Source organism: Streptomyces sp. MBT65, assembly GCF_016612545.1.
Taxonomy (GTDB): Bacteria; Actinomycetota; Actinomycetes; order Streptomycetales; family Streptomycetaceae; genus Streptomyces.
The window spans coordinates 14573-35952 of the sequence record NZ_JAENRY010000129.1 but is presented as its reverse complement, the minus strand read 5'-3'; the positions used below and the strand labels follow the sequence as shown (position 1 = coordinate 35952).

14 protein-coding genes are annotated in these 21380 nt (G+C 72.9%); 7 read left to right on the top strand and 7 right to left on the bottom strand.

The features are described from left to right. Positions 1–270 precede the first annotated feature (270 nt). Both JHN63_RS27315 and JHN63_RS27310 read left to right on the top strand, forming a co-directional pair. Positions 271–2427, top strand: a complete 2157-nt coding sequence (locus JHN63_RS27315; RefSeq protein WP_200685440.1) for a CATRA conflict system CASPASE/TPR repeat-associated protein — start codon at positions 271–273, stop codon at positions 2425–2427. Positions 2428–2671: 244 nt separating this feature from the next. Next, complete coding sequence (locus JHN63_RS27310) at positions 2672–5062, top strand: tetratricopeptide repeat protein (RefSeq protein WP_200685438.1); 2391 nt, start codon at positions 2672–2674, stop codon at positions 5060–5062. Here JHN63_RS27310 and JHN63_RS27305 read toward each other — a convergent pair. After that, the gene (locus tag JHN63_RS27305; RefSeq protein ID WP_200685436.1) at positions 5023–5967 is read right to left on the bottom strand and encodes a helix-turn-helix transcriptional regulator; all 945 of its coding nucleotides are present in this window, start codon (positions 5965–5967) and stop codon (positions 5023–5025) included. The two genes, JHN63_RS27310 and JHN63_RS27305, sit on opposite strands and share 40 nt — an antisense overlap. Positions 5968–6207: 240 nt before the next feature. On the opposite strand from JHN63_RS27305, the gene JHN63_RS27300 reads away from it, so the two are divergent. Together JHN63_RS27300 and JHN63_RS27295 are read left to right on the top strand one after the other, a co-directional pair. After that, positions 6208–6927 (top strand): hypothetical protein, encoded by a 720-nt coding sequence (locus tag JHN63_RS27300; protein WP_200685434.1) that lies wholly within the window; start codon positions 6208–6210, stop codon positions 6925–6927. A 26-nt stretch (positions 6928–6953) separates the two neighbouring features. After that, positions 6954–7340: a hypothetical protein gene (locus JHN63_RS27295; protein ID WP_200685432.1), complete on the top strand. Its 387-nt coding sequence runs from the start codon at positions 6954–6956 to the stop codon at positions 7338–7340. 105 nt (positions 7341–7445) lie between these two features. On the opposite strand, the gene JHN63_RS27290 is transcribed toward JHN63_RS27295, so the two are convergent. From JHN63_RS27290 to JHN63_RS27275, 4 genes are all read right to left on the bottom strand, one after another. Then, positions 7446–8162: a hypothetical protein gene (locus JHN63_RS27290; protein ID WP_200685429.1), complete on the bottom strand. Its 717-nt coding sequence runs from the start codon at positions 8160–8162 to the stop codon at positions 7446–7448. A gap of 10 nt (positions 8163–8172) precedes the next feature. Then, positions 8173–8529 carry a CATRA system-associated protein gene (locus JHN63_RS27285; RefSeq protein WP_200685427.1) on the bottom strand — a complete coding sequence of 119 codons (357 nt, stop codon included), beginning with the start codon at positions 8527–8529 and terminating at the stop codon, positions 8173–8175. Between the two features lie 32 nt (positions 8530–8561). Then, entirely contained in the window at positions 8562–12302 is a 3741-nt protein-coding gene (locus JHN63_RS54365; RefSeq protein ID WP_200685426.1) for a CHAT domain-containing protein, read from the bottom strand. 93 nt (positions 12303–12395) lie between these two features. Beyond that, positions 12396–12581 (bottom strand): hypothetical protein, encoded by a 186-nt coding sequence (locus JHN63_RS27275; protein WP_234477773.1) that lies wholly within the window; start codon positions 12579–12581, stop codon positions 12396–12398. Positions 12582–12870: 289 nt separating this feature from the next. Here JHN63_RS27275 and JHN63_RS27270 point away from each other — a divergent pair, with 289 nt between their 5' ends. From JHN63_RS27270 to JHN63_RS27260, 3 genes are read left to right on the top strand one after another with little or no spacing between them, the layout of a single operon-like run. Further along, a complete protein-coding gene (locus JHN63_RS27270) occupies positions 12871–13713 on the top strand; it encodes a hypothetical protein (RefSeq protein ID WP_234477772.1) in 843 nt (280 codons plus the stop codon). After that, positions 13710–15887, top strand: a complete 2178-nt coding sequence (locus JHN63_RS27265; protein WP_200685424.1) for a bifunctional serine/threonine-protein kinase/ABC transporter substrate-binding protein — start codon at positions 13710–13712, stop codon at positions 15885–15887. Before JHN63_RS27270 ends, JHN63_RS27265 begins: the two co-directional genes overlap by 4 nt. 33 nt (positions 15888–15920) lie before the next feature. After that, entirely contained in the window at positions 15921–18029 is a 2109-nt protein-coding gene (locus JHN63_RS27260) for a bifunctional serine/threonine-protein kinase/ABC transporter substrate-binding protein (RefSeq protein WP_200685422.1), read from the top strand. A 45-nt stretch (positions 18030–18074) separates the two neighbouring features. Here JHN63_RS27260 and JHN63_RS27255 read toward each other — a convergent pair whose 3' ends face one another. Together JHN63_RS27255 and JHN63_RS27250 are read right to left on the bottom strand one after the other, a co-directional pair. Next, positions 18075–20465 (bottom strand): excinuclease ABC subunit UvrA, encoded by a 2391-nt coding sequence (locus JHN63_RS27255; RefSeq protein ID WP_200685420.1) that lies wholly within the window; start codon positions 20463–20465, stop codon positions 18075–18077. 186 nt (positions 20466–20651) lie between these two features. Then, the gene (locus JHN63_RS27250; protein ID WP_200685418.1) at positions 20652–21272 is read right to left on the bottom strand and encodes a TetR/AcrR family transcriptional regulator; all 621 of its coding nucleotides are present in this window, start codon (positions 21270–21272) and stop codon (positions 20652–20654) included. Positions 21273–21380: the final 108 nt, after the last annotated feature.

Sequence of the window (21380 nt, the reverse complement as noted above, 5' to 3'; positions counted from 1 at the left end):
CTCGGGGACCTCGGGGATCTCGGGGACCTCTGGGACCTCTGGGACGAGGTGCACCAGAACGGTGACCGGCTCCCGCAAGAGTCCCGGCGGCGGGACACGAACACGCGGCCTTTGAGAGCCGCCTCTTGGAGAAGTCGAGGACCAACTCGCGGACCCGCGTGAGCAATGCGGCATCCATGTTCGTTCCGGGTGAATCCGCCCTAGACTGCCTGGGCTCGACTCCAGCGAGAATGCCGGGAGTTGCGACGCGAGGCGGGGGTGCATCGGTACGTGGCCGAGGGTGAAGTGACGGGGCGTGAGGTCACGGAGGATCAGCTCACGGAGCGCGAGGTCGCGGTCCACGTCTTTGTCGCGCTGGACGGCGTGCACGTCGGGGACGCGGTGGCGTCAGTCCGGGCGGTGTGGGGGCGTTTCCGTGAACTGCAGCACGCCGACCGGGAGTTGTACACCTCGCTGCCGGTGGAGGTGCCGGACGCCCTGCCCGACCCGGCCGCGCGTGACACGGTGGTCGCGGGCGTGCAGTCCGCGGACCGGCTCGACCAGGCGATTCTGCGACAGCACTGGCCCTTCCTCAGTCTGTCGGTCCTGCTCGGCGCCGGCCCGGACCGGGAGTGGTCGGGGTTGCGTGAGCGGGCGGCGACGATCGTGGGCCAGCTCGGAGCGTGTCATCTGGGCGCGGTGACACTGGAGTTGGGCAAGGCACCGGCTCAGACACCGGGCGACGCGGACGTGTCGGAGCCGGAGCGGGGCGCCGGGGCCGATCCCCGGCGGGTGTTGCGGCTGCTCGGTCGGACCGGTGCGGACGGGCGGCTCGGCGCGTGGGCGTGGTCCGACAGCGGTCGCCCGGAGATGCCGCACTTCGTCCGCTATCTGATGCACATGACGGCGATCCGCCACCAGTACAGAACCTACCGCTGGCTGATGGATGCCAGAGCCAACGGGACGACGAAGCCGCTGGCCAGGATGCGGACGCCCGACAGGCTCGTGGACCGGGAGCTGCCCTCCACCGCCGAAGTCCACTACATCCGGGACTCGGTGGACAGCGGCTGGCGGAACGCCCGCCAGGCACTGGAGACTTCGGGCCTCGACGCGGGGGCCGTGGCGAAGGACGACCGGCAGTTCGCCTCGTCGTTCCTCGGGGGTCTGAACGATGTCCTCGCCCACTTGAGACGGGCCGGGATCGGTGATCCGCTGCCGAGCCCGCACCGGGACCCTGAACGGCAGGTGCGCGTCCTGGTCGTCGCCGACGAGTGGTTCCCGGCGCGAGGTGGCCTGAGCACGTTCAACAGCAAGTTGTGCGTCGCCCTCGCCCGGGAGAGGACCGACGTCCGGGTCATGGTCGAGGCAGCGACCCCGGAGGAGCGTGCGGACGCGGCGAAGCACAAGGTGCGGTTGATCAATGTCGCCCAGCCGGGGCTCACCACGGACGCGGCGCTGTCGGTGCCGCCGGAGTTCGGCGACGGGTTCGTGCCCGACGTCGTCATCGGGCACGGCAGGGTCACGGGCCCGCCGGCCAAGGCGCTGGTCGAGCGGTACTTCAAGAACGCCCGGCGGCTCCACTTCCTGCACGTCGAACCGAACCAGGCCGAAGTCAACAAGCCGCATGGCGAAGGGGACTTGGGGGCGCGAGCCGAGGACCGCACGGAGCTGGAGCTCCGGCTCTGCCGGGGCGCCCAGCCGATGCCGGTCGGCCCCCGGCTGGAGCAGGCCCTGTGGCCGTATCTGCGGACGCCCGAGTACGAGGACCTGGCCGACCCCGTGCGCATCGACCCGGGCTTCGACGGCGGCAGACCCGCGATCGCGCCCCGGAGGAGGGAGATTCCGCAGATCCTGCTGATGGGCCGACTGGCGGACGACCAGCTGAAGGGGCTCGACATCGCCGTGCAGGCGTTGGACAGAGCCAGCTCCAAGGCCGACGGGCCCGGTTCGTGGCAACTGTTCGTACGAGGAGTGCCCGACGGCCAGTCCGCCGCGGTGATGGCCCGGGCGCAGCAGTGGCTCACCCAATCCACTGTCGACGTCGTGCCCTACCCGTACTCCGCCGATCCCCGGCGCATCCAGAACGACATCGCGCGGGCCAGTCTGGTCCTGATGCCGTCCCGGGCGGAGGCGTTCGGTCTCGCGGGTGCGGAGGCGATCGCCTGTGGGGTGCCGGTGCTGGTCAGCGGCCGCAGTGGGCTGGGCATCCTGCTGCGCGATCACGGGTCGCCGGCCGCGGCACGGGCCGTGATGGACGTGTGGGGTACCGAGGGCGCCCTCGAGGACGACATCGAGGCCTGGTCGAAGGCCATCTACGCCGTGCTGCGCGATCCGCAGGCCGCGTTCCGCGACGCCGCGGAACTCCGCGACGAGATGGCCGCCCGCTTCACCTGGGCGGAAGCCGCCGGCACCGTGCTCAAGTGTGTCCGCTCCCACGGGAGTACCTGATCCGCGACCGGCCCTCCACGTCTCCCCTGTCACGTGGAGGGCCGGAGTCGGTTGCGGCTCCGCGGTGTTCAGTGGGTCTGCACGGCTTCGTCCTCCTGCGGCCGGCCGAGGGCCGATATCTCCTCGGCGTGGAATCCGCAGGCAAACACGCGGATCCGTCCGGCCGTCCGGGGTCCTGGAACACACTGGAAACGTCTGGATCCGTGCGGTGCGGATCCGTGAACGTCCCCGCGGAGGAACGGTGGTGAACGAAGTTCCCCGGTCGCCCGGCCACGACGGAGAGGGGTTGGGACAGCGCCTGGCCCTCGAACTGACCCGCGCTGTCGTGCGGTCCGAGAAACGGTTCGGCAGAGCGCTGGACCGTCGCGAACTCGCCAGGCGTCTGAACGTGTCCGCCAGCAGCCTGTACGCGTACCTCAACGGCACCACGCTGCCGGGCACCGCCGTGTTCGACGCGCTCCTCGCCGAGTTGGGCGTCGAGGGGCCCGAGGCGGGTCGGCTCGCCACGCTGCGGGACGAGGTCGACGCGGCCCGGCGGCTGCGTCCGGCCGCCGCCCGCGGCCCGGCCCGCCGGTCGCCGGGAGCTGTCGCGGTCCCCCGCCATCTCCCGCTGAGCCACCCCGTGTTCGTCGCCCGGGACGCCGAACTCGTCCGGCTGGACGCCCTGTTGGGGCCGTCCGACGACTCCGCGCCGGGCCGGGCGGCAGTCGCCGTCGTCGAGGGCACCGGGGGTGTCGGCAAGACCGCGCTCGCCCTGCACTGGGCGCACCGCACGCAGCACCGCTTCCCGGACGGCCAGCTCTACGTCGATCTGCGGGGCTTCGGCGACAAGGCGGTGATGGATCCCGGTGAGGCCCTGCACGGCTTCCTCCAGGCACTCGGCGTCACCCCGGCGGCCGTGCCGACCGACACCGCCGTGGCCTCCGGACTGTTGCGCACACTGCTGACCGGCCGCCGGGTGCTGCTGGTCCTGGACAACGCCCGCTCCACCGACCAGGTGCGGCCGTTGCTGCCCACCGACGCCGGTTCCGTCGCCGTCGTCACAAGCCGCAACCGGCTCGACGGCCTGGTGATCCGTGAAGGCGCCCTGCGTATCGCCCTCGACGTGCTGCCCCGCTACGCCGCCCGCACCCTCCTGGAACGGCAGATGGGCGCCGAGCGGGTCGCTCTGGAGCCGCGCGAGGTGGACCAACTGGTCGATCTGTGCGCCCGGTTGCCGCTCGCGCTGAGCGTCGCCGCCGCCCGCACGGCCACCGCCCCGGCCGGTTCCGTCGGTGCCCTGGTCCGTGAACTGCGGCGCGCCCGGGCGCCGTTGGACCTGTTCGGGGTGCAGGACGCGGATGTCGATCTGCGGACCGTGTTCCACGGTTCGTACGCGCTGCTGCCGGCGCCTGCCGCCCGGCTCTTCCGGCTGCTGGGCTGCCACCCCGGGCCCGAGATCGACGCCCCTGCCTGCGCGGGACTCATCGGCGACGCGGAACCGCCCCTCGCGCTGCTCGACACCCTCACCGCCGCCCACCTCGTCCGCCAACACACCCCGGGCCGCTACGCCCTGCACGACCTGCTGCGGCTCTACGCCGTGGAACTCCTCGACGGCGGCTCGCCCCAGGAGCGCCGGGACGGCACCGAACGGCTGCTGCGGCACTACCTGGACATCGCGCGCCTGGCCGACCACCACCTCGAACCCTGGCGACAGGCACCGGGCGGCATACCGAAGCCCACCGGCGCGCTGCCGCCGATCGGCGACCACGCCTCGGCGACCGCCTGGTTCGAGTCCGAACTGTCCTCGTTGCAGGCCCTCATGGCCCAGGCCGCCGCCACCCCGGGCCTGGAGGCGTACGCCTGGCGGCTGGCCGACGCCTGCGCCCTCCACCTGCGCCGCTCCGGCCGCCGCGCCCAGCGCGCCGCCGTGCACGCGCTGGCCCGCGACGCCGCGGACCGGGCCCAGGACCGCGCCGCCCACGCCACGGCCACCCGTCGGCTCGCCGACGCCCTCTCCCGCCTGCACCGCACCGGGGAGGCGCTCGACCTGCTGTACGCGACCCTGCGTGCCTGCCGTGCGCTGGGCGACGCGGAGGGCGTGCGGGAAGTACGGCTCTCGCTGGTCCGCGTGTACAGCTCCTGCGGCGACCCCCGCAGGGCTATGCCGCACGCCCGGCTGGCCCTCGCCATGGCGGAGCGCACCCAGGACCCCGTCGCCCTCGCCGACGGCCACACCGCCGTGTCCCAGCAGTGGGAGCGGCTGGGCGAACACACCGTCGCGCTCGACCACGCGCACCGCGCCCTGGACCTCTACACCCGGCTCGGTCACCTCGACGGACAGGCGGGCATCCTGTTCGGCATGGGCCGCGCCGAGCGGGGGCTCGGGCGGCCCGAGGCGGCGATCGGCCACTACGAGGTCTCCCTGGACCTGGACCGGGCCCTGGGCGACCGGTTCCGCGAGGCCCACGCGCTGGACCACCTCGGGGACGCGCACGCGGCGCTCGGCCGGGGCGAGGTGGCGCGGGCCCTGTGGGAGGAGGCCCTCGCGCTCTTCGAGGATCTGCACCACCCGGACGCCGAGCCGGTCCGCGGGAAGCTGTGCGCGGCGGCGGACTATCCTCCGGTGCCCGCCTCCAGCCAGCTCAGCCCGTAGCCGTAGCCCACCTTCATGGCCCCGAACTCGACCTCCACGAGCCCGTGTTGGTCGGGGCTCAGGGTCGGTGTGCCCGGGTTCTGCTGGTAGATGACGGCGGTGGGCACGCCGGACAACTGCCACACCGTGCGCGGCGGCTTCGCGGGGTCGAAGGCGACCCGTAGCCGGAAGTGCTCGCTGCGGGTCAGCGGGACGTGCACGAAGTGGGGTGCCATGGGCTGGTCGGGCGGGATGCGCAGCCGGAGTTCGTAGACGTGTCGGGCGCCGGCCCCGATCGGAGCGGGCAGGACCAGGAACCGTTCGAAGTAGCTCTCGTACTGCGGACCGCCGTCCGCGAGCCGGCCGCCCCGGACGACGGAGATCTCCAGTTCGTGCCGGGGTGTCGTGTCACCGGCGCGCCGGGGCACGCTGACGCCGACCGGGATCCGGGCCAGGCCGTCGCAGGTGGCGACCACGATCCGGCGCTCCAGCGCCTCGGGTGTCGGGGTGTCGAGGCGGAGCAGGGTGGACACGGACTCGGTGTACCAGCCGTGCGGTTCGGTGCGTGCGCAGTCCGCCGGGCACCGCTCCGCGTGCGCGCCGCCCGCCGGACCGTCCCAGGGCGGCGGGACGACTCCGTCGACGCCGTCCGGCGAGTCGGGGTCCAGGGCCCGGCGCACCTGCGCCCAGTACTCGCCCCACTGCGGCACATCGCCCCCGCAGGCGCCGACGATCGCCAGGGTGACCGGACGGGTCGGATGGGTCTCGCCGCGCATGGCGTCGCTGACGGTCGTCCTGCCGTACCCGGTGCGGCGGGCCAGTTGGTCCAGTGTCAGTCCGGCCGATCCGCGCAGGTCGCGGAGCCAATACGCGAAGAGCCGGGCCGGTGATCCGTCCAGGACGATCTCCTTCTGCGGACGCCCCATCGTGCGCAACCCCCTTGCCGGGCAACGGCGTTGCCGCCGTTGTCGCGGCCGAGTCTCGCACACGGCGGGACACGTCGTCCCGGTCTTGTTCCGCCGTCCGTCGGCCGTCCGGGTTTTCCGGAGATCGTCCGGTTCGCCGGAGAACCGTTGAGTGCGAACTCCGGCCCTTGTTACACAGGTTGCGCCCGGCTCCGGTGCGTCCGCATCGGCCGGTTCCCGCCCTTGTGCCAGGAGAGGACCATGGCTTTGTTCCCCAGGACGCCCCGCGCCGCACGGCTGCCGGGCGACGTGGTGTCGCGGATGGAGCGGTTCGGCCGCTTCGAGTTCGACCCGGTCGGCACCGACATCGACGCCTCGGACGTATGGGGTGAACTCCAGGCGCCGTACCTGCCGTTCGCGCAGTCCGACCCGCAGGGCTTCGCCCGCGCGCTGGCCGACGCCGTGCTGCCGGTCGGCGGCTTCGCCCTGTTCGGCGCCGCGCGCACGGTGTGGAACCTGGTCGGCTCCGACTTCACCAGCCCGGCCTACGACACCGTACGGATGGCCGCGTTGGAGTTCTTCCGGGCGAACGGGGTGCCGAGCAACCGGCTGTCGGCCGCCGACTGGCAGTTCTGGCAGGAGAACCGCTCCGAGCCCTGGCTCGTGGGCCGCCCTCGGCCGACCCCCGAGGCGGCACACATCCCGGCCCTCGCACCGGGGGAACTGCGCCGGATCGCACGGATCACCGAGGCCCCGAACTCCAACGTCCTCTACGTCACCGCCGCCCGCGAGGGCCGTTTCGTGACCGTGGTGGACGCGCCGACCAGCGACACCGACCCCACCCGGGCGCGCTTCGAGTGGATGTCGGCGGACACCCTGCACGAGCTCTACACCCGGGTCGGCGAGGCGTTCCAGACGCCCGTGCACTGGGTCGCCGACGAACTGCGTCCGTTCATCCCCCTGCCACCGTCCCGTCTGTGAGACGAACGCCCCCCGAGGAGAGACATATGGCGAAAACACCGGTGGAGATAACCACCCAGCTGTCGATGGCGGAGGCGGCTGACGTCTTCCGCGGTGCGATGCGGGTGAGCTGGTGGAGCGAGAACATCACGGGCGCGGGCACCACCTTCGAGCAGCCCCGGGGCTCGGTCTTCGACACCGTGGCCCAGGACCGGCCCGACTTCAGTGTGATGGCGATGCTGGGCGGGCGGGGAGCGGAGATCCAGAAGTCCGCGGTGCACATGTACATGTGGGACCGGGGCGCCCACCGCGAGATCGCGCTGGGCGTCGGCCGCAACCTCGGCGCCTTCGGCATCAAGGCGAACCGCAAGATCCGCCGGTTCGTCGACACGCTGACGGAACTCGATCCGTCCATGAAGTACACGGGGATCTGAGAGCACACGGGACCCGAGCGGCCTCGGGTCCCTACGGTCCGACGAGCACCCGGCGCAGGGGACCGGGTGCTCGTCGCCGTGAACGGGCCTGTCCCGTCCGGGAGTTCAGCCGACGGCGGCGAACGCCTCGGCGGAGACGTCCCGTTCGAGCACCGACCGGTGGAAGGAGTAGACGCCGATGTCGGAGACCTTCACCACCAGGCAGTACTGATCGGTCGAGGCCACCGACCGGACCACCTGCGCGTACTCCCGCCGCAGGAAGTGGACCGCCGCCTGGTTCGCCACCGAGCTCTGCCCGCACACCAGCAGCACCGGGCGGCTCGACTCGGGCGGCGTGAACTTGGCGACCACCGCGTACTCCTGGTGCCCCTGGTCGAAGTAGTACCGCTCCCCGCCGACCGCGATGGCCACCGAGTCGCGGCGGTCGCTGAACGGAACGATCCGCACCCCGGGCAGATGGGCCGTCAGATGTCCGCCGGTGCGCGGATTGGACCCGCCGATCGGCCCTCCGACACAGAACTCGGTACGGTCGCCGTTCGAGCCGCGCAGCTCGCCGGACTCCACGCTCACCCGACACCCCAACTCGCTGAGCAGCACGGTCAGTTCGACGACCGCCCGAAGGTCCCGCTGCTGGGTGGTGCCCGGCTGCCCGTGCTTGGTGCCGACGACGATCACACAGTGCTCACCGGGGCGGGTGCCGAAGAACGCGGCCCTGCGGTACACCGCCCGTCTCCGCCGTCCCCGCTCCCACAGCGTGCCCAGGCCGAGACCGACGAGGCTGGTCAGCAGGCCGATCGCGACATTGACGAGTACCGACAGCATCGGCCGGCCGTCAGGTCCGCTCGGTGGGCGCGGCGAGCGACCGTCCGTCGGGCGGGGAGTCCGGGTCGAGCGCGTGCACGAGCGCGACGACCCGCGGCTGCTCCTCCTCGGGCAGCGGCACCCTGTCGTCGGCCTCGGTGATCCGGGTGACCCGGTGGCCCGACAGCACCTCCAGCCGGCCGGTCAGCGCGGCGACCTCGGCCGCCTTCCCGGCTGCGACGGCCGCGGACAGGTCGTCCAGGACCTTGGCGATCTCCACCCAAGTCTCGGGCGTCTGCCGCCACTCCTCCAGCATCAGCCGCAGCGCCAGACTCGCCTCGCCGGCCGTCTCGCGGTCGATCATGGCCGCCCCCTCCGTTGTGCTCACGCCCTGTTCCTTCCCTTGTTCGTCGTCACCGGTCATCGCCCCGTGTGGACGTACGGCGCCCATACCCCCGGCGAGTCGGGGTGCCGCGTGCGCAGGCCCCGGACGATCCCGTGCACGGCCCGCGCGGTGTCGGTGACGTCGAGACCGCCGCCGTACGTCCGCAGGTCGCGGTAGAGACGGCCCGTCAGCCGTACCGACACCAGGTCCGTCGCCTCCCACAGGGCGCCCACCACCTGCGGGTACCCGGCCGTCTGGAACGCCGAGGTCAGGTGCACGGCCTCGTCGGGGAGGCGGTCGGTGCGGGTGGTGTGGCAGGCCAGCAGCACGGCGAGCCGGGCGTGCGGCAGATGCCCGCGGGCCACGTCCCGCACGCTGAGCTCTCCGTCGGCGAGCACCAGATGGCTCTTGGACGGGTCCTCGGCGACGCTGAAGCCGTGGCACGCGAAGTGCACGGTGGCCGCCGAGGACAGCTCGGCGAGCACCCGGCGGACCGTCGCGTCGGTTCCCTCCACGGTCCGCAGTCCGCCCAGGGTGTGGGCCATCGCCGCCACCTCCGCCACGGACGCGCCGTCCCTGCCGTCGGCACCGGTGGGCTGCCGTACCGCCAGGAAGGGCCCGCGGCCCCCGCCCGTCGGGGTCTGCCGGGCGTGCCGCAGCGCCCTGATGCTCGGTGTGTACGAGGAGGCGACTCGGTCCAACACCGAGCGTCCGGCGGCGAGTTCGGCCGCCCGGTGGTGCCCGGCCGCGTGCAGTGGCAGATGGGCCAGCGGTCCGGACGCCGACCACCACAGCCTCGGTACGGATCCGCGCGGGGTGCCCTCGGGGATCGGCCGGGTCAGGCCCGCCGCTTTCAGCACCGGTTCCGCGATGGTGTCCCAGAGCCATGCGAGGGTGTCGAACACGGTCCCGGCGGCTTCCTCGCGCCGGGCGGGCGACTCGCCGCCGTCCACGGAGACCGCCGCGAGGAACTGCCGTGCGACGAGCGCGAGCCGTCCCTCGGTGACATCGAGGGACACCGGCACGATGCCCCGGGTGGTGACGACCAGGGCGTCCGAGCGCAGCCGGTCGATGTTGATCAGGACGATCGGCCCCTCCTTCGCCTCGCGCCGCATCTGCTCGGCGCTCGGCGGCAGCAGGAAGTGCTCGAACCCGGGCAGCTTTCGGATCCGGGCCAGCAGCCGCTGCCACTCCTCGGTCACCGCGTGCTGCTCCCGGATCCGCGCGGCCTCGCCGGGCCCGTCCGACGTGCTCGGTGTCTCCGTCTCCCGCAGTCTGCGGGCGAGGGCGGTGAACTCGCGGGCCACGTGGGGATGGGCGGCGGCGAGGTCGGCGTCGTCGCTGCGGGCCTGGAGGTCCTGGCCCATCAGTACGGCCCGCCCCTGTTCCAGCAGGGCCGCCGCCTGTTCCGTGCGGCCCGCGGCGAGCGCGACCGCGCAGGCGGTGCGGGCCAGGCTGGTCCCGGCGATCCGGTCGGGGAGGTCTCCGGTGCGGCCGTCGCCTCCCGGGCCGGGATAGCGGCGGCCGAGCAGCGCGGTGCGCAGGACGTTCTGGCGGTCGTCGCGGTGCAGCGCCTGGGACACCATCAGCGGCAGCGCCTCGAGCGCGGCCTCGGCGGCGTCGGTGGCCCGGGCCCAGTTCCGGCCGGCGACCGCCGAGTCGAGCGCGGTCCGCGCGTTCTCGAAGCGGGCCCGGGGCGGCAGCGCCCGTTCGGTGGCCGGGTTCCAGGAGCTGGGCCGGGCGTCGCCGTAGCGGTACCCGGTGATGTCGTCGTGGGCGGTGTGGGCCAGTTCGGTGACGATCGCCAGGGCCGGACGCAACTGCTCGCGCAACGCGGCCAGTTCGGGCGAGTACTCCGGACGGCGCGGCAGATCCTCGAGGCTCTGGGCCGCCAGTTCGACCAGCCGGATCGCCTCCTGCGTGCCGGACACGTCCCGGCGCATCGCGGAGACTCCGGTCAGGGCCTGCGCGTACGCGATGACGCAGCCGAGCCAGCTCGCCGACCTCTCCGGCAGCCGGCCGACCGCCCAGGCCAGCGCCTCGCAGGCCCGGGCCACGGTCGCCACGTCCTGGTGCAGCATTCCGTAGTCGCACCGGTACGTCTCCACCGTGCACAGCAGCTCGATGTACCGAGCGCTCGTGGGCGACAGCAGGGCCAACTGCTCGTCCCCACACCGCACGACCTGCTCCAGGCCCACCCGGGGGTCGTTGAACGTGAACTGCGCGGCCAGGAACTGCACCAGCGTGGAGGCGAAGAAACCCCGCTGCCCGTCCGGCAACCGCCCGGCCAGCGCGGCCTTCAACTGGTCGACCCCCAGGGCCAGTCGACGCGGATCGCTGACCCCGGAGCCCAGCAGCGCGGCCCGGACGGCCGCCGCGTCCGGCGGCAGCCCGTCGAGGTCCGTCGCGTAGGCCTGCTCCGCGGGCCCGGCATCGGCGGGCGGGCCGGGCGGCCATACGAAGTGGGCGGCTCCGGTGCGACCGCGTCCGGCGTCCGCCGGGGCGGCCCGGGGGACGCCGGTGAGCGGTCCGAAGACGTCCGGGCCGGGGCCGGGTGAGCGCACTCCGGGGCGGCCCGGCGGGACCTGCATCTGGATGGGCGGCAGTTGCACCCCGCTCAGCAGCGGTCCCATCATCGGGCGTACGAGCTTGAGCAGTTGGGCGCCGCTGATCGGCGACCACCTGAGCATCTGCCCCATCTTGGCGCACGCGGCGCGCTTCTCGGCGATGTGCGGTGTCAGGGGGTGGTCCGGCGGCAGGTCCCGCTGGAGCGCGGCCCACAGTTCGTCCGCGTGCCGCAGATCGTCCGGCGAGTTGGTGAGGAACGCCCGCGCGCTCAGCAGCGCCGGCATGTTCCCGGCGTAGATCCCGTTGTCGTCGGGCGGCGCGCTCGCCCGGAACGCCTCCAGTTGGGCGATGGCCTCGTCGACCACCCCCTCCTCGGGATGGAGCGGCACGGACGCGGTGAGGGCGAGCGAGAACATGAGGTGGGCGGAGGCGGCCTCGGCGTCGACCGGGGCGGTGCCGTGGCGCCGGGCGTGCTCGACCGCCCGCACCGCCGACCGGCCGGCCCGTAGCGCCAGGTCCACGGGGCGGGTGTCGCTCGGTTTGTTGCGTTGGCGCGCCAGTGCCGCGTAGACGGCGGAGCAGCTGACGAAGCCCGCCTCCAGGTGGTCGGTGGTGATGCCGGTGAACGCGGCGTCGGCCCAGCGCCCGGCGTCCGTCAGCGCGTCCGTGTCGCCCGACTCCAGGCGGAAGAACGCGGACTGCGCGAGGCGCGTCAGCAGGCAGGGCCGGACCAGGTCGTCCGCCGGGAGCCCTTCGGCGAGCCGTACGGCGTGCCGATGCGAGGGCCGGGGCGGTTCGAAGTGGCGGGGCGGGGGCTCCTCCGGGTAGGTCGCCGCGACCGCCACCGGATCGTCCGCCGGCCGGCCCTGGGTCTGGGCGGCGAGATAGTGGTGGGTCTCGTCGGACAACCGGTGGTCCTCGAACCGCAGCGCCAGGGTCCGCTCGGCCAGCCACAGGTGCAGCACCCAGCGGGGTCGCCGGGGGTCCCGCTTCTCCCCCATGTCGAGCGCGTGCTCCAGGACGGCCACGGCGGCGACCGCGCAGTCCCGGCCGCCCGCGGTCCAGGAGGCGCGCAGCAGTGCGGCCGCCGAGGGCAGCCAGGTGTCCGGGTCGGGGCCGGCGCCGGCCAGGTGCCGCTCGACCTCCGATGTCGATCGCGCCTCACAGCGCGCCAGCAGGCGATCCACGACTGTTCGTATCTCTGACACACCGCCAGTCTTCCCGGCCGCGGCCCGTTTCGGTCCCCATCCGGAAATCTCCGACAAACAACCCGCCGTATGCATGGGGCCGTTGACGGTCCGTCAGGACGACTCGGTGCTGGCCCGTTCGCTCACCATGTACCGCGCGTACCAGTCGGGCCAGTCCGGGTCCTCCGCACCGATGCGCGCCTCGTGCTCGCCGTGCGCGGCGGCGCGGCGCAGTGCAGCCGCCAGGTCCCCGGCCGAGGCGTACGCCGTGGCCGTCGGTCCCCGCGTGGTGGAAGACACCGCCCTCGTCGTGGAACACATCGCTGGGGACGGCGCCGATCCGCCTGAGTTCGTTTCGGGCCCACCGGCCGGCGCCCGCCCGTGGTCGAGAACGGCTGGTCGTGGGACCGTGCCGAGGAGGTCCTGCACGGCACGGCGGTGGCCACGCTTCGCCGACCCGCAACCGGAGCACCCCGCGCCGTCGTCGGAACCCCTAACTACTCATGTTTATAGGGGCAGTTGACAACCGAGAGCGTTGGTGTGCGCCACACTCGCGGCAAGGGTGCGGGCCCAGGGGCGGGAGCGACGGATGGCCGAGTGGAGACCAGTCTTAGCCGCGGCGGCGGGGGTGCTGCTGCTGGCGGGGTGCAGCAGCGGATCGGACGACGGTCCCAAGGCACACAAGACGCCGGAGAAGAGCGCCGGACCGTCGCCTTCGGCCTCGGCGTCGCCCGTGAACGAGCCGTACACACTCGCCCAGGACCGCGCGCCCAGGACACGGGCCGAGGCGGTCGCGTTCGTCCGCGAACTCACCGTGCGCCCCGACTACTTCGGCACCGGGTACCGCAAGCGCGACCCCTTCGAGAGTGATCCGGCCCAGTGGGCCGTACTCGGCGAGGACTGTCTGTGGCGGCGCGAGGCGCTGCCCGGCACCGTCCTGGCCAGCCTCACCCGGGCGTACGAACTGCCGGCGAAGGGCGGCAAGGGGCCGGTGTACCTGTCGTTGACCGTCACCGTGCACCAGGACGTCGTGGCGGCGCGGCGCGACATGGCCGGGTCGCTGGAGGAGGCGCTGCGCTGCCCCGGGCAGCAACTGAACGCCACGGACCGGGTGCTCGGCCTGTTCTCGCGGGTCGACGCGTTCGCCGACGGGCGGGCCGTGATCTCCGACGACGACCTGACGGAGACCGGCACCTGGGTCGCCGGCGGCGGCAAGGCGCATCCCTTCGACTGGTACAAGTTCCGGATGGGGCCGGTCACCATGGCCGCGACCGCGCGCCACGGCGCGGGCCGGACCGAGGCCGAGGACTCCACCGTCACCACCGACATGGGCAAGGGAATGACCTTCGTCGCGGCGAGCATCGACAGCCGGGGCAGGGCGGGCGACGCCGCCACCGCCGAACCCACCGGGACGAAGGGGGCGGGACGGTGAGCGAACCGCTGCGGTCCTCCGACCCGTCCCGCATCGCGGGGTTCCGGCTGCTGCGGCGGCTCGGCGCGGGCGGCATGGGCGTCGTCTACCTCGGGCGCACCGACTCCGGCGCGCTCGTCGCGGTCAAGGTGATCCGTGGGGAGGGCTCCGGTGACGACGACTTCCGGGCCCGGTTCGCGCGCGAGGTGGAGCTGGCGCGGCGGGTGGACAGCCCCTGGGTGGTCCCCGTCCTGGACGCGGACGCCGCGGCACGCGAGCCGTGGCTGGCCACCGCGTTCGTGCCCGGGCCGTCCATCGCCGAGGCGGTCGCCGATCACGGCCCGCTGCCCTCGCGGGCCGTCCGCGCCCTGGGCCGGCTGCTGGCCGAGGCGCTGGACGCCGTGCACACGGCCGGGCTCGTCCACCGGGACGTCAAACCGGGCAACGTGCTGCTCGCCCTGGACGGGCCGCGCCTGATCGACTTCGGCATCGCGCGCGCCACCGACGACACGGCACTGACCGCCTCCGGGCTGGTGGTCGGCACCCCCGGTTTCCTCGCCCCCGAGCAGGCCCAGGGTCAGCCCGCCACCGCCGCCAGTGACATGTTCGCGCTGGGCTGCGTGCTGGCGTACGCCACGACCGGTGCTCCGCCGTTCGGCACCGGGACACCGGACGCCCTGATCTACCGCACGGTCCACGACGAGCCCGAACTCGGCGCTCTGGACGGCGAGTTGCGGACGCTGGTGGAGCGCTGCCTGGCCAAGGACCCGGCCGCGCGGCCCACGGCCGGGGACATCCGGGACCTGCTCGCCGACGACGCTCCGGACGCCTCCGGCGGCTGGCTCCCCGACCCCGTGGCCCGGATGGTCGCCGCGCGGGCCACCGAGAGCCTCGCCTTCCCGGACGTAGAACCCACGGTCGTGGACGATCCGGCGCTCCCCGCCCGGCACCCGGGCCGACGCCGTCTGCTGCTGGCCGGCGGCGCGCTGCTGCTCGCGGGCGGCGGGACCGGAGCGGCGGTGTGGGCGTCGGGGGACGACGAGAAACCGTCCGCGGGTGCCGCGCGTCCCGTGTACGTCCTCGGCGTGCACACGACCGCGGGCACGGCCGAGGCCGCCGTCAGCCGGGCCGCCGAACGCGCCGCCCGTCTCGCCGTCGCCCAGCACAACGCCACGCCGAAGCGCTCCTACGACCTGACGGTGAAGGTCCTCGCCGACAAGGGCGACGCGGACACCGCACGGGCGGTGGCCCGCACGTTCACCGCCGACCGGAACGTCGTCGCCGTGCTGGGACCGGTCGCCGAACTCCCCATGCAGCGGGCCGCGACCGTCTACGGCGCGGCGGGGCTGACCCATGTCTCCAGCAGCACGGGCCAGCAGGACTACTTCCTGACCTCGCCGAAGACCTCGTTCCAGACCGGCCCGGCCCACACCGCGCTCGGCGGCTGGATCGGACTGCACGCCTACGTGACCGGGCAGGTGGTGCGGGCCGGTGTCGTGATCGACCGGGCCGGGGGCCCGGCCATGCAGGACGAGGGCACCCAGGTGGTCGGCAACTGGCGCAACGTCCTCAAGAGCGAGGTCGTGCCCCGCGTCGTCGCGGAGGACACGGACGACGGCCCGAAGGCGGTGCGTCAACTCCTCGACGCCGATGTCAGGGCCTTCGTGTACCTGGGCGCCCTCGACGCCACCGTCCGCACGGCCCAGGAGCTGGCCACGGCCCGCTTCACCGGGCCGCGCTGGATGCAGCACCAGCTCTACGGCTCTGACTTCCCGCGCCTCGCGGGCGCGGCGGGCGACGGCTGGTACGTGGTGACGGACGCCGTGGATCCCTCCGCCCTGACCACGCAGCGGGCCAAGGACTTGACCGCGGCCTGGCGCAAGCGCTACGGCAGCACTCCGGAGCCGTACGCGACCGAGGCGTACGACAGTGTGGGGATGCTGCTCGCCGAGTTCGCCCGCACGGTCCCGGCCGCGGCACGTCGGCGGCCGGTGCGGGCCGATCTCGCCGTACGGCTGGCGAAGGTGAAGTACCGGGGCATCGCGCGGACGTACGCCTTCGGCGACTTCCACCAGTACGACAACAGCTCGACGGGGTGGGCGGACGAGACCTTCGTCCACGAGGTGCGCGGCGGGCGGTTCCGGCAGCTGGGATCGCTCGGCGATCTGAATCGCGCGGCGCAGAGCCAGGGCTGAGGATCGAACGGCGGGGAAACGGAGGCGGCTGTCTTGGAACGGCTCCTGCCCACCGATCCGTCCCTGATCGGCGGGCACCGGCTCGCCGGGCGGCTCGGTGCGGGCGGTATGGGCGTCGTCTATCTGGCGCGCTCGCCGCACGGCGCGTGGTGCGCGCTGAAGGTGATCCGCGAGGAGTACGCCGACGACCCCGGCTTCCGCGCCCGTTTCCGCCGGGAGACCGAGCTGGCGTCGCGCCTGACGAGCCGGTGGACCGTGCCGGTCGTCGCGGCCGACGCCGACGCCCGCTCCCCGTGGCTGGCCACCGCCTATGTGCCCGGCCCGTCCCTCGCAGAGGCGGTGGCGCTGCGCGGACCCTGGCCCGAGGCGCAGCTGCGCGGGCTCGGTGCCGTACTGGCCGAGGCACTGGACGGGGTGCACGCGGCCGGGCTGGTCCACCGGGACGTGAAGCCCGCGAACGTGCTGCTCGCCGCGGACGGCCCGCGGCTGATCGACTTCGGGATCGCGCGGGCCGTCGGCGCGACCGCGCTCACCACGGACGGCGCCGTCGTCGGCTCCCCCGGCTATCTCTCGCCCGAGCAGGCTCGCGGGCTCACGGTCGGTCCGCCCAGCGACGTCTTCTCGCTGGGCTGCGTCCTCGCCCACACGGCCACCGGCCGCCCGCCGTTCGGCACCGGCGGCGCGGTGGCCGTGCTGTACCGCACCGTCGGCGAGGAACCGGACCTGGCCGGCATCCCGGAAAGCCTCGGCCGGACCGTACGGCGCTGCCTGGCGAAGGAACCGGAGCGCCGCCCCAGCGCCCGTGAACTCCGCGACACCTTCGGCGAGTTCGCCGTGGCCGAGTGGCTGCCCGAAGGGCTGCCTGCTCTGGTCGCCGCCCGCGCCGCACGCGTCCTGGACCTGCCCGTTCCCGACTCCACCATGCTCACCGGGCCCTCCCCCGTGGACGCGCCGCCCTCGCCCACCCGACGGCGTCTGCTCGTCGCGGGGGCCGCACTCGGTGTCACCGCGGCGGCCGGGGCGGGCGCGTGGTGGCAGTGGGGCCGGGGCGCCGCGTCGGCGAACACCGGTTCCGTACGGCGCTCCCGCCATGTGGTCGCCCTGCTCGGTAGCCCGGACGACCCCTTCTTCACCGACCACCGGCGCGGCGCCCTCCTCGCCGTCGAGCAGCACAACCAGGACGCCGAGCGAACCCTGGACCTCGTCCTGCGCACCGCCGACGACACCGGCACCGCGAAGGGCTCCGCCACGGCGGCCGCCCGGCTGGCCGCCGATCCGACCGTGTCCGTGGTGATCGCCGCGGGCACGAACGCGACCGTGCCCGCCGCCCTGGAACCGTGCACGAAGGCCCGGTTGACCCTGCTGGTCACCCGCGCCGACACCGACGACCTCGACACCGTCAACGTCACCAGCGCGCTCGTCCTGCGCGCCACCCGGACCGTCGGCCCGTTCGCGGCACTGATCTATCTGAACCGGGTCGCCAGACCCGCCCGCACGGTGATCGTGCACGACCTGGCCACCGAGGTGGAGAGTCTGACCACGGTCCGGATCACCACCGTCTACGGCAAGGTCGACGGCGAGACGTCGGTGGAGGAGGTCGCCCCGGACGAGGACTTCACCGGGGCCGCCGGCCGTATCGCCGCGCGCCCCCGCGACGCCGTCTTCTTCGGCGGGGTGAACCCCGACCGCGCCGCCGCCTGCGCCCGCGCGCTGCGGGACGCCGGCCACAAGGGCGCCCGGGTCGCGGGCGAGCACGTCCTCGGCGCCCCCTTCCTCGCGGTCGGCGAGGACTGGCGGATCGGCACGAGCTACACCGACGCGAGCGCCGACCCCCGTACCAAGGCGTTCGCCGCCGCGTTCCGTGCCCGCCACGGACACGCGCCGGGCCCCTGGGCGGCCGAGGCGTACGACGCCGTCCGGTACGCCGCCCACGGCCTCGCCTCCGTCGGCGACGACGGCCGCACCGCCCTGCGCTCGGAACTCCTGCGCCGCCCCTGGCAGGGCATCACCCGCCTCATGGACTTCGACGCCGCCACGCAATACTTCGAGACGGGCGACGACGGCGGAGGGTTCCTGTACCGGGTGGCCGGCGGAGCCGCCCGCTTCGTGGCGCGATCGCACGACATCGGCAAGAAGACATGAGCGGTCGGGCAACTCCCCTTGAGAACAAGGGGAGTTGCCCGATACTCACGCACCCACGTACGCCGCCAAGTGCTCCCCCGTGAGCGTCGACCGCGCATCGACCAGGTCGGCCGGCGTCCCCTCGAAGACGATCTTTCCGCCGTCGTGTCCGGCACCGGGGCCGAGGTCGATGATCCAGTCGGCGTGGGCCATGACCGCCTGGTGATGCTCTACGACGATGACCGACTTCCCGGAGTCGACCAACCGGTCCAGCAGGCCGAGCAGTTGCTCCACGTCGGCGAGGTGCAGGCCGGCGGTGGGCTCGTCCAGGACGTAGACGCCGCCCTTGTCGGACATGTGGGTGGCCAGCTTGAGGCGCTGGCGTTCGCCGCCGGAGAGGGTGGTGAGCGGCTGGCCGAGGCTGAGGTAGCCCAGGCCCACGTCGGCGAGACGGGTAAGGATCTTGTGCGCGGCCGGAGTTGCCGCGTCACCCGCGCCGAAGAACTCCTCGGCCTCGGTCACCGACATCGCGAGCACCTCGCTGATGTCACGCCCGCCGAAGCGGTACTCGAGCACCGAAGCGTCGAACCGTTTCCCCTCGCACTCCTCGCAGGTGGTGGCCACGCCCGCCATCATCGCCAGGTCGGTGTAGATGACGCCCGCGCCGTTGCAAGTGGGGCAGGCGCCCTCGGAGTTGGCGCTGAACAGGGCCGGCTTCACACCGTTGGCCTTGGCGAAGGCCTTGCGGATCGGTTCGAGGAGTCCGGTGTACGTCGCCGGGTTGCTGCGGCGTGAGCCGCGGATGGCGCCCTGGTCGACCGACACCACGTTCTCGCCGGCCGGGATCGACCCGTGCACCAGCGAGCTCTTGCCGGAGCCCGCGACACCGGTGATGACGGCGAGGACCCCGAGCGGGATGTCGACGTCGACGTCCTGGAGGTTGTTGGCCCTGGCGCCCCGGATCTCCAGGCTGCCGGTGGGCTTGCGTGTCGATTCCTTGAGCCTGGCCCGGTCGTCGAAGTGCCGGCCGGTGATGGTGCCGCCGGTGCGCAGTTCCTCGACGGTGCCCTCGAAGCAGACGGTGCCGCCCGCCGTACCGGCGCCCGGGCCGAGGTCGACGACGTGGTCGGCGATCGCGATGGTCTCCGGCTTGTGCTCGACGACGAGCACGGTGTTGCCCTTGTCGCGCAGACGCAGCAGCAGGTCGTTCATGCGCTGGATGTCGTGCGGGTGCAGCCCGATGGTCGGCTCGTCGAAGACGTACGTGACATCGGTGAGCGAGGAGCCGAGGTGGCGGATCATCTTGACGCGCTGTGCCTCGCCGCCCGACAGCGTGCCCGCAGGCCGGTTGAGCGAGAGATAGCCGAGGCCGATCTCGACGAACGAGTCGAGGGCGTGCCGCAGCGCGGTGAGCAGCGGGGCGACCGACGGCTCGTCGAGGCCGCGGACCCACTCGGCCAGATCGCTGATCTGCATCGCGCACGCGTCGGCGATGCTGATGCCCTTGATCTTCGACGAGCGGGCGCCCTCGTTCAGACGGGTGCCGTCGCAGTCGGGGCAGGTGGTGAAGGTGACGGCCCGGTCCACGAACTCGCGGATGTGCGGCTGCATGCCCTCCCGGTCCTTGGCGAGCATCGACTTCTGGATGCGCGGGATCAGACCCTCGTAGGTCATGTTGATGCCCGCGATCTTCATCCGGGTCGGCTCGCGGTGCAGGAAGTCCTGGAGTTCCTTCTTCGTGAACCTGCGGATCGGCTTGTCCGGGTCGAAGAAGCCCGACTCGCTGTAGAGCCGGGAGTTCCAGCCGCCGCCCGTGTACCCGGGGACGGTGATCGCGCCCTCCGCGAGGGACTTGGAGTCGTCGTAGAGCTGAGTGAGGTCGAGGTCGGTGACCGAGCCGCGGCCCTCGCAGCGCGGGCACATGCCGCCGGTGATGCTGAAGCTGCGGCGCTCCTTGACCTTCTGTCCACCGCGTTCCATGGTGACCGCGCCCGCGCCGCTGATCGAGGCGACGTTGAAGGAGAACGCCTTGGGCGAACCGAGGTAGGGCTTGCCGAGGCGGCTGAAGAGGATGCGCAGCATCGCGTTGGCGTCGGTGGCGGTGCCGACCGTGGAGCGGGGGTCGGCGCCCAGTCGCTGCTGGTCGACGATGATCGCGGTGGTCAGTCCGTCGAGGACGTCGACCTCGGGGCGCGCCAGCGTCGGCATGAAGCCCTGCACGAAGGCGCTGTACGTCTCGTTGATCAGCCGCTGCGACTCCGCGGCGATCGTGTCGAAGACGAGCGAGCTCTTGCCCGAGCCGGAGACACCGGTGAACACCGTCAGCCGGCGCTTCGGGATCTCGATGCTGACGTCCTTGAGATTGTTCTCGCGCGCCCCGTGCACGCGGATCAGGTCGTGGCTGTCCGCGGCGTGCGGTGCGGACGACCGCGGGTCCGTCCTCGTGGCCTTGCTCATCGTGCCTTCCCTCCGTTTGCGCCGGGCCGCCGACGGTCCCTCGGCGGACATCGCCCGGCTCGATCCAACCAGGCTTCGAGCGGTACGTCCGCTTCCGGTGCACGGCGGTGCACCTGGCAGTCACGCTAGGGGCACCGTGGGGCCTCGCGCTTCTCGAATCCTGACCGGAACGGGCACCCGACCCGCCTACCGGTCGCCGCGCAGATAGCGGGTGACCATGTCCACCAGCTCCGTCTCGAACGTCTCGACCGGGATGGCCCGCGGGTCCGCCATGAGCTTGTGGATGTTGATCTCCACGGTGAACACGATCAACTCGGCCGCGGTGTCGAGGTGTTGCACGTGTACGTCGGGGTGCCGGGCGAGGAGGTCACGCACCTGACCGACGCGCACCTTTCCGTGCCGCTCGACCGTGTCGCGCAGTTCCCGCGAGACCGGTGCCTCTTCCATCATGATCCGCAGCAGCTGCGGATCGTCGCGGTGGTTGTCGATCGCGTCGCGGACCAGCGCCCGCACGGTCGCCTCCAGCGTGCCGGGAGACAGGTCGAGCTGGTCGGCCTCCGTCCAGATACCGCGGTCGATGTGCCGGACCAGCAACGCGGCGAGGACGGCGTCCTTGTTCGGGAAGTACTGGTACAGCGAGCCGATCGAGACGCGGGCGCGTTCGGCGATGCGGTTGGTGGTGCCGGCCGCATAGCCGTACTCGGCGAAAACGTGAGCAGCGGCGGTGAGGATGCGCTCGCGGGTGAGCTCCGCGCGCACCTGGCGAGGCTTGCGACGTGGTTGAAGACGGTCGTCGGCAGACGGCATCCGGGAGGCCTCCTGGGGGCGCGAAAAGCGAGTAGCCAAGGAGCTGAGCTATTGCTCACAATATAGCCATGAGCTGCGAGAACAAGGCCATGGCCGATCGCGGTCCGG

Coding starts and splice junctions, on each gene's coding strand:
- JHN63_RS27305 (WP_200685436.1), bottom strand. CDS start 5,967: ATGGGGCGTCCGCAGAAGGAGATCGTCCTGGACGGATCACCGGCCCGG.
- JHN63_RS27300 (WP_200685434.1), top strand. CDS start 6,208: ATGGCTTTGTTCCCCAGGACGCCCCGCGCCGCACGGCTGCCGGGCGAC.
- JHN63_RS27295 (WP_200685432.1), top strand. CDS start 6,954: ATGGCGAAAACACCGGTGGAGATAACCACCCAGCTGTCGATGGCGGAG.
- JHN63_RS27290 (WP_200685429.1), bottom strand. CDS start 8,162: ATGCTGTCGGTACTCGTCAATGTCGCGATCGGCCTGCTGACCAGCCTC.
- JHN63_RS27270 (WP_234477772.1), top strand. CDS start 12,871: ATGGCCGAGTGGAGACCAGTCTTAGCCGCGGCGGCGGGGGTGCTGCTG.
- JHN63_RS27255 (WP_200685420.1), bottom strand. CDS start 20,465: ATGAGCAAGGCCACGAGGACGGACCCGCGGTCGTCCGCACCGCACGCC.
- JHN63_RS27250 (WP_200685418.1), bottom strand. CDS start 21,272: ATGCCGTCTGCCGACGACCGTCTTCAACCACGTCGCAAGCCTCGCCAG.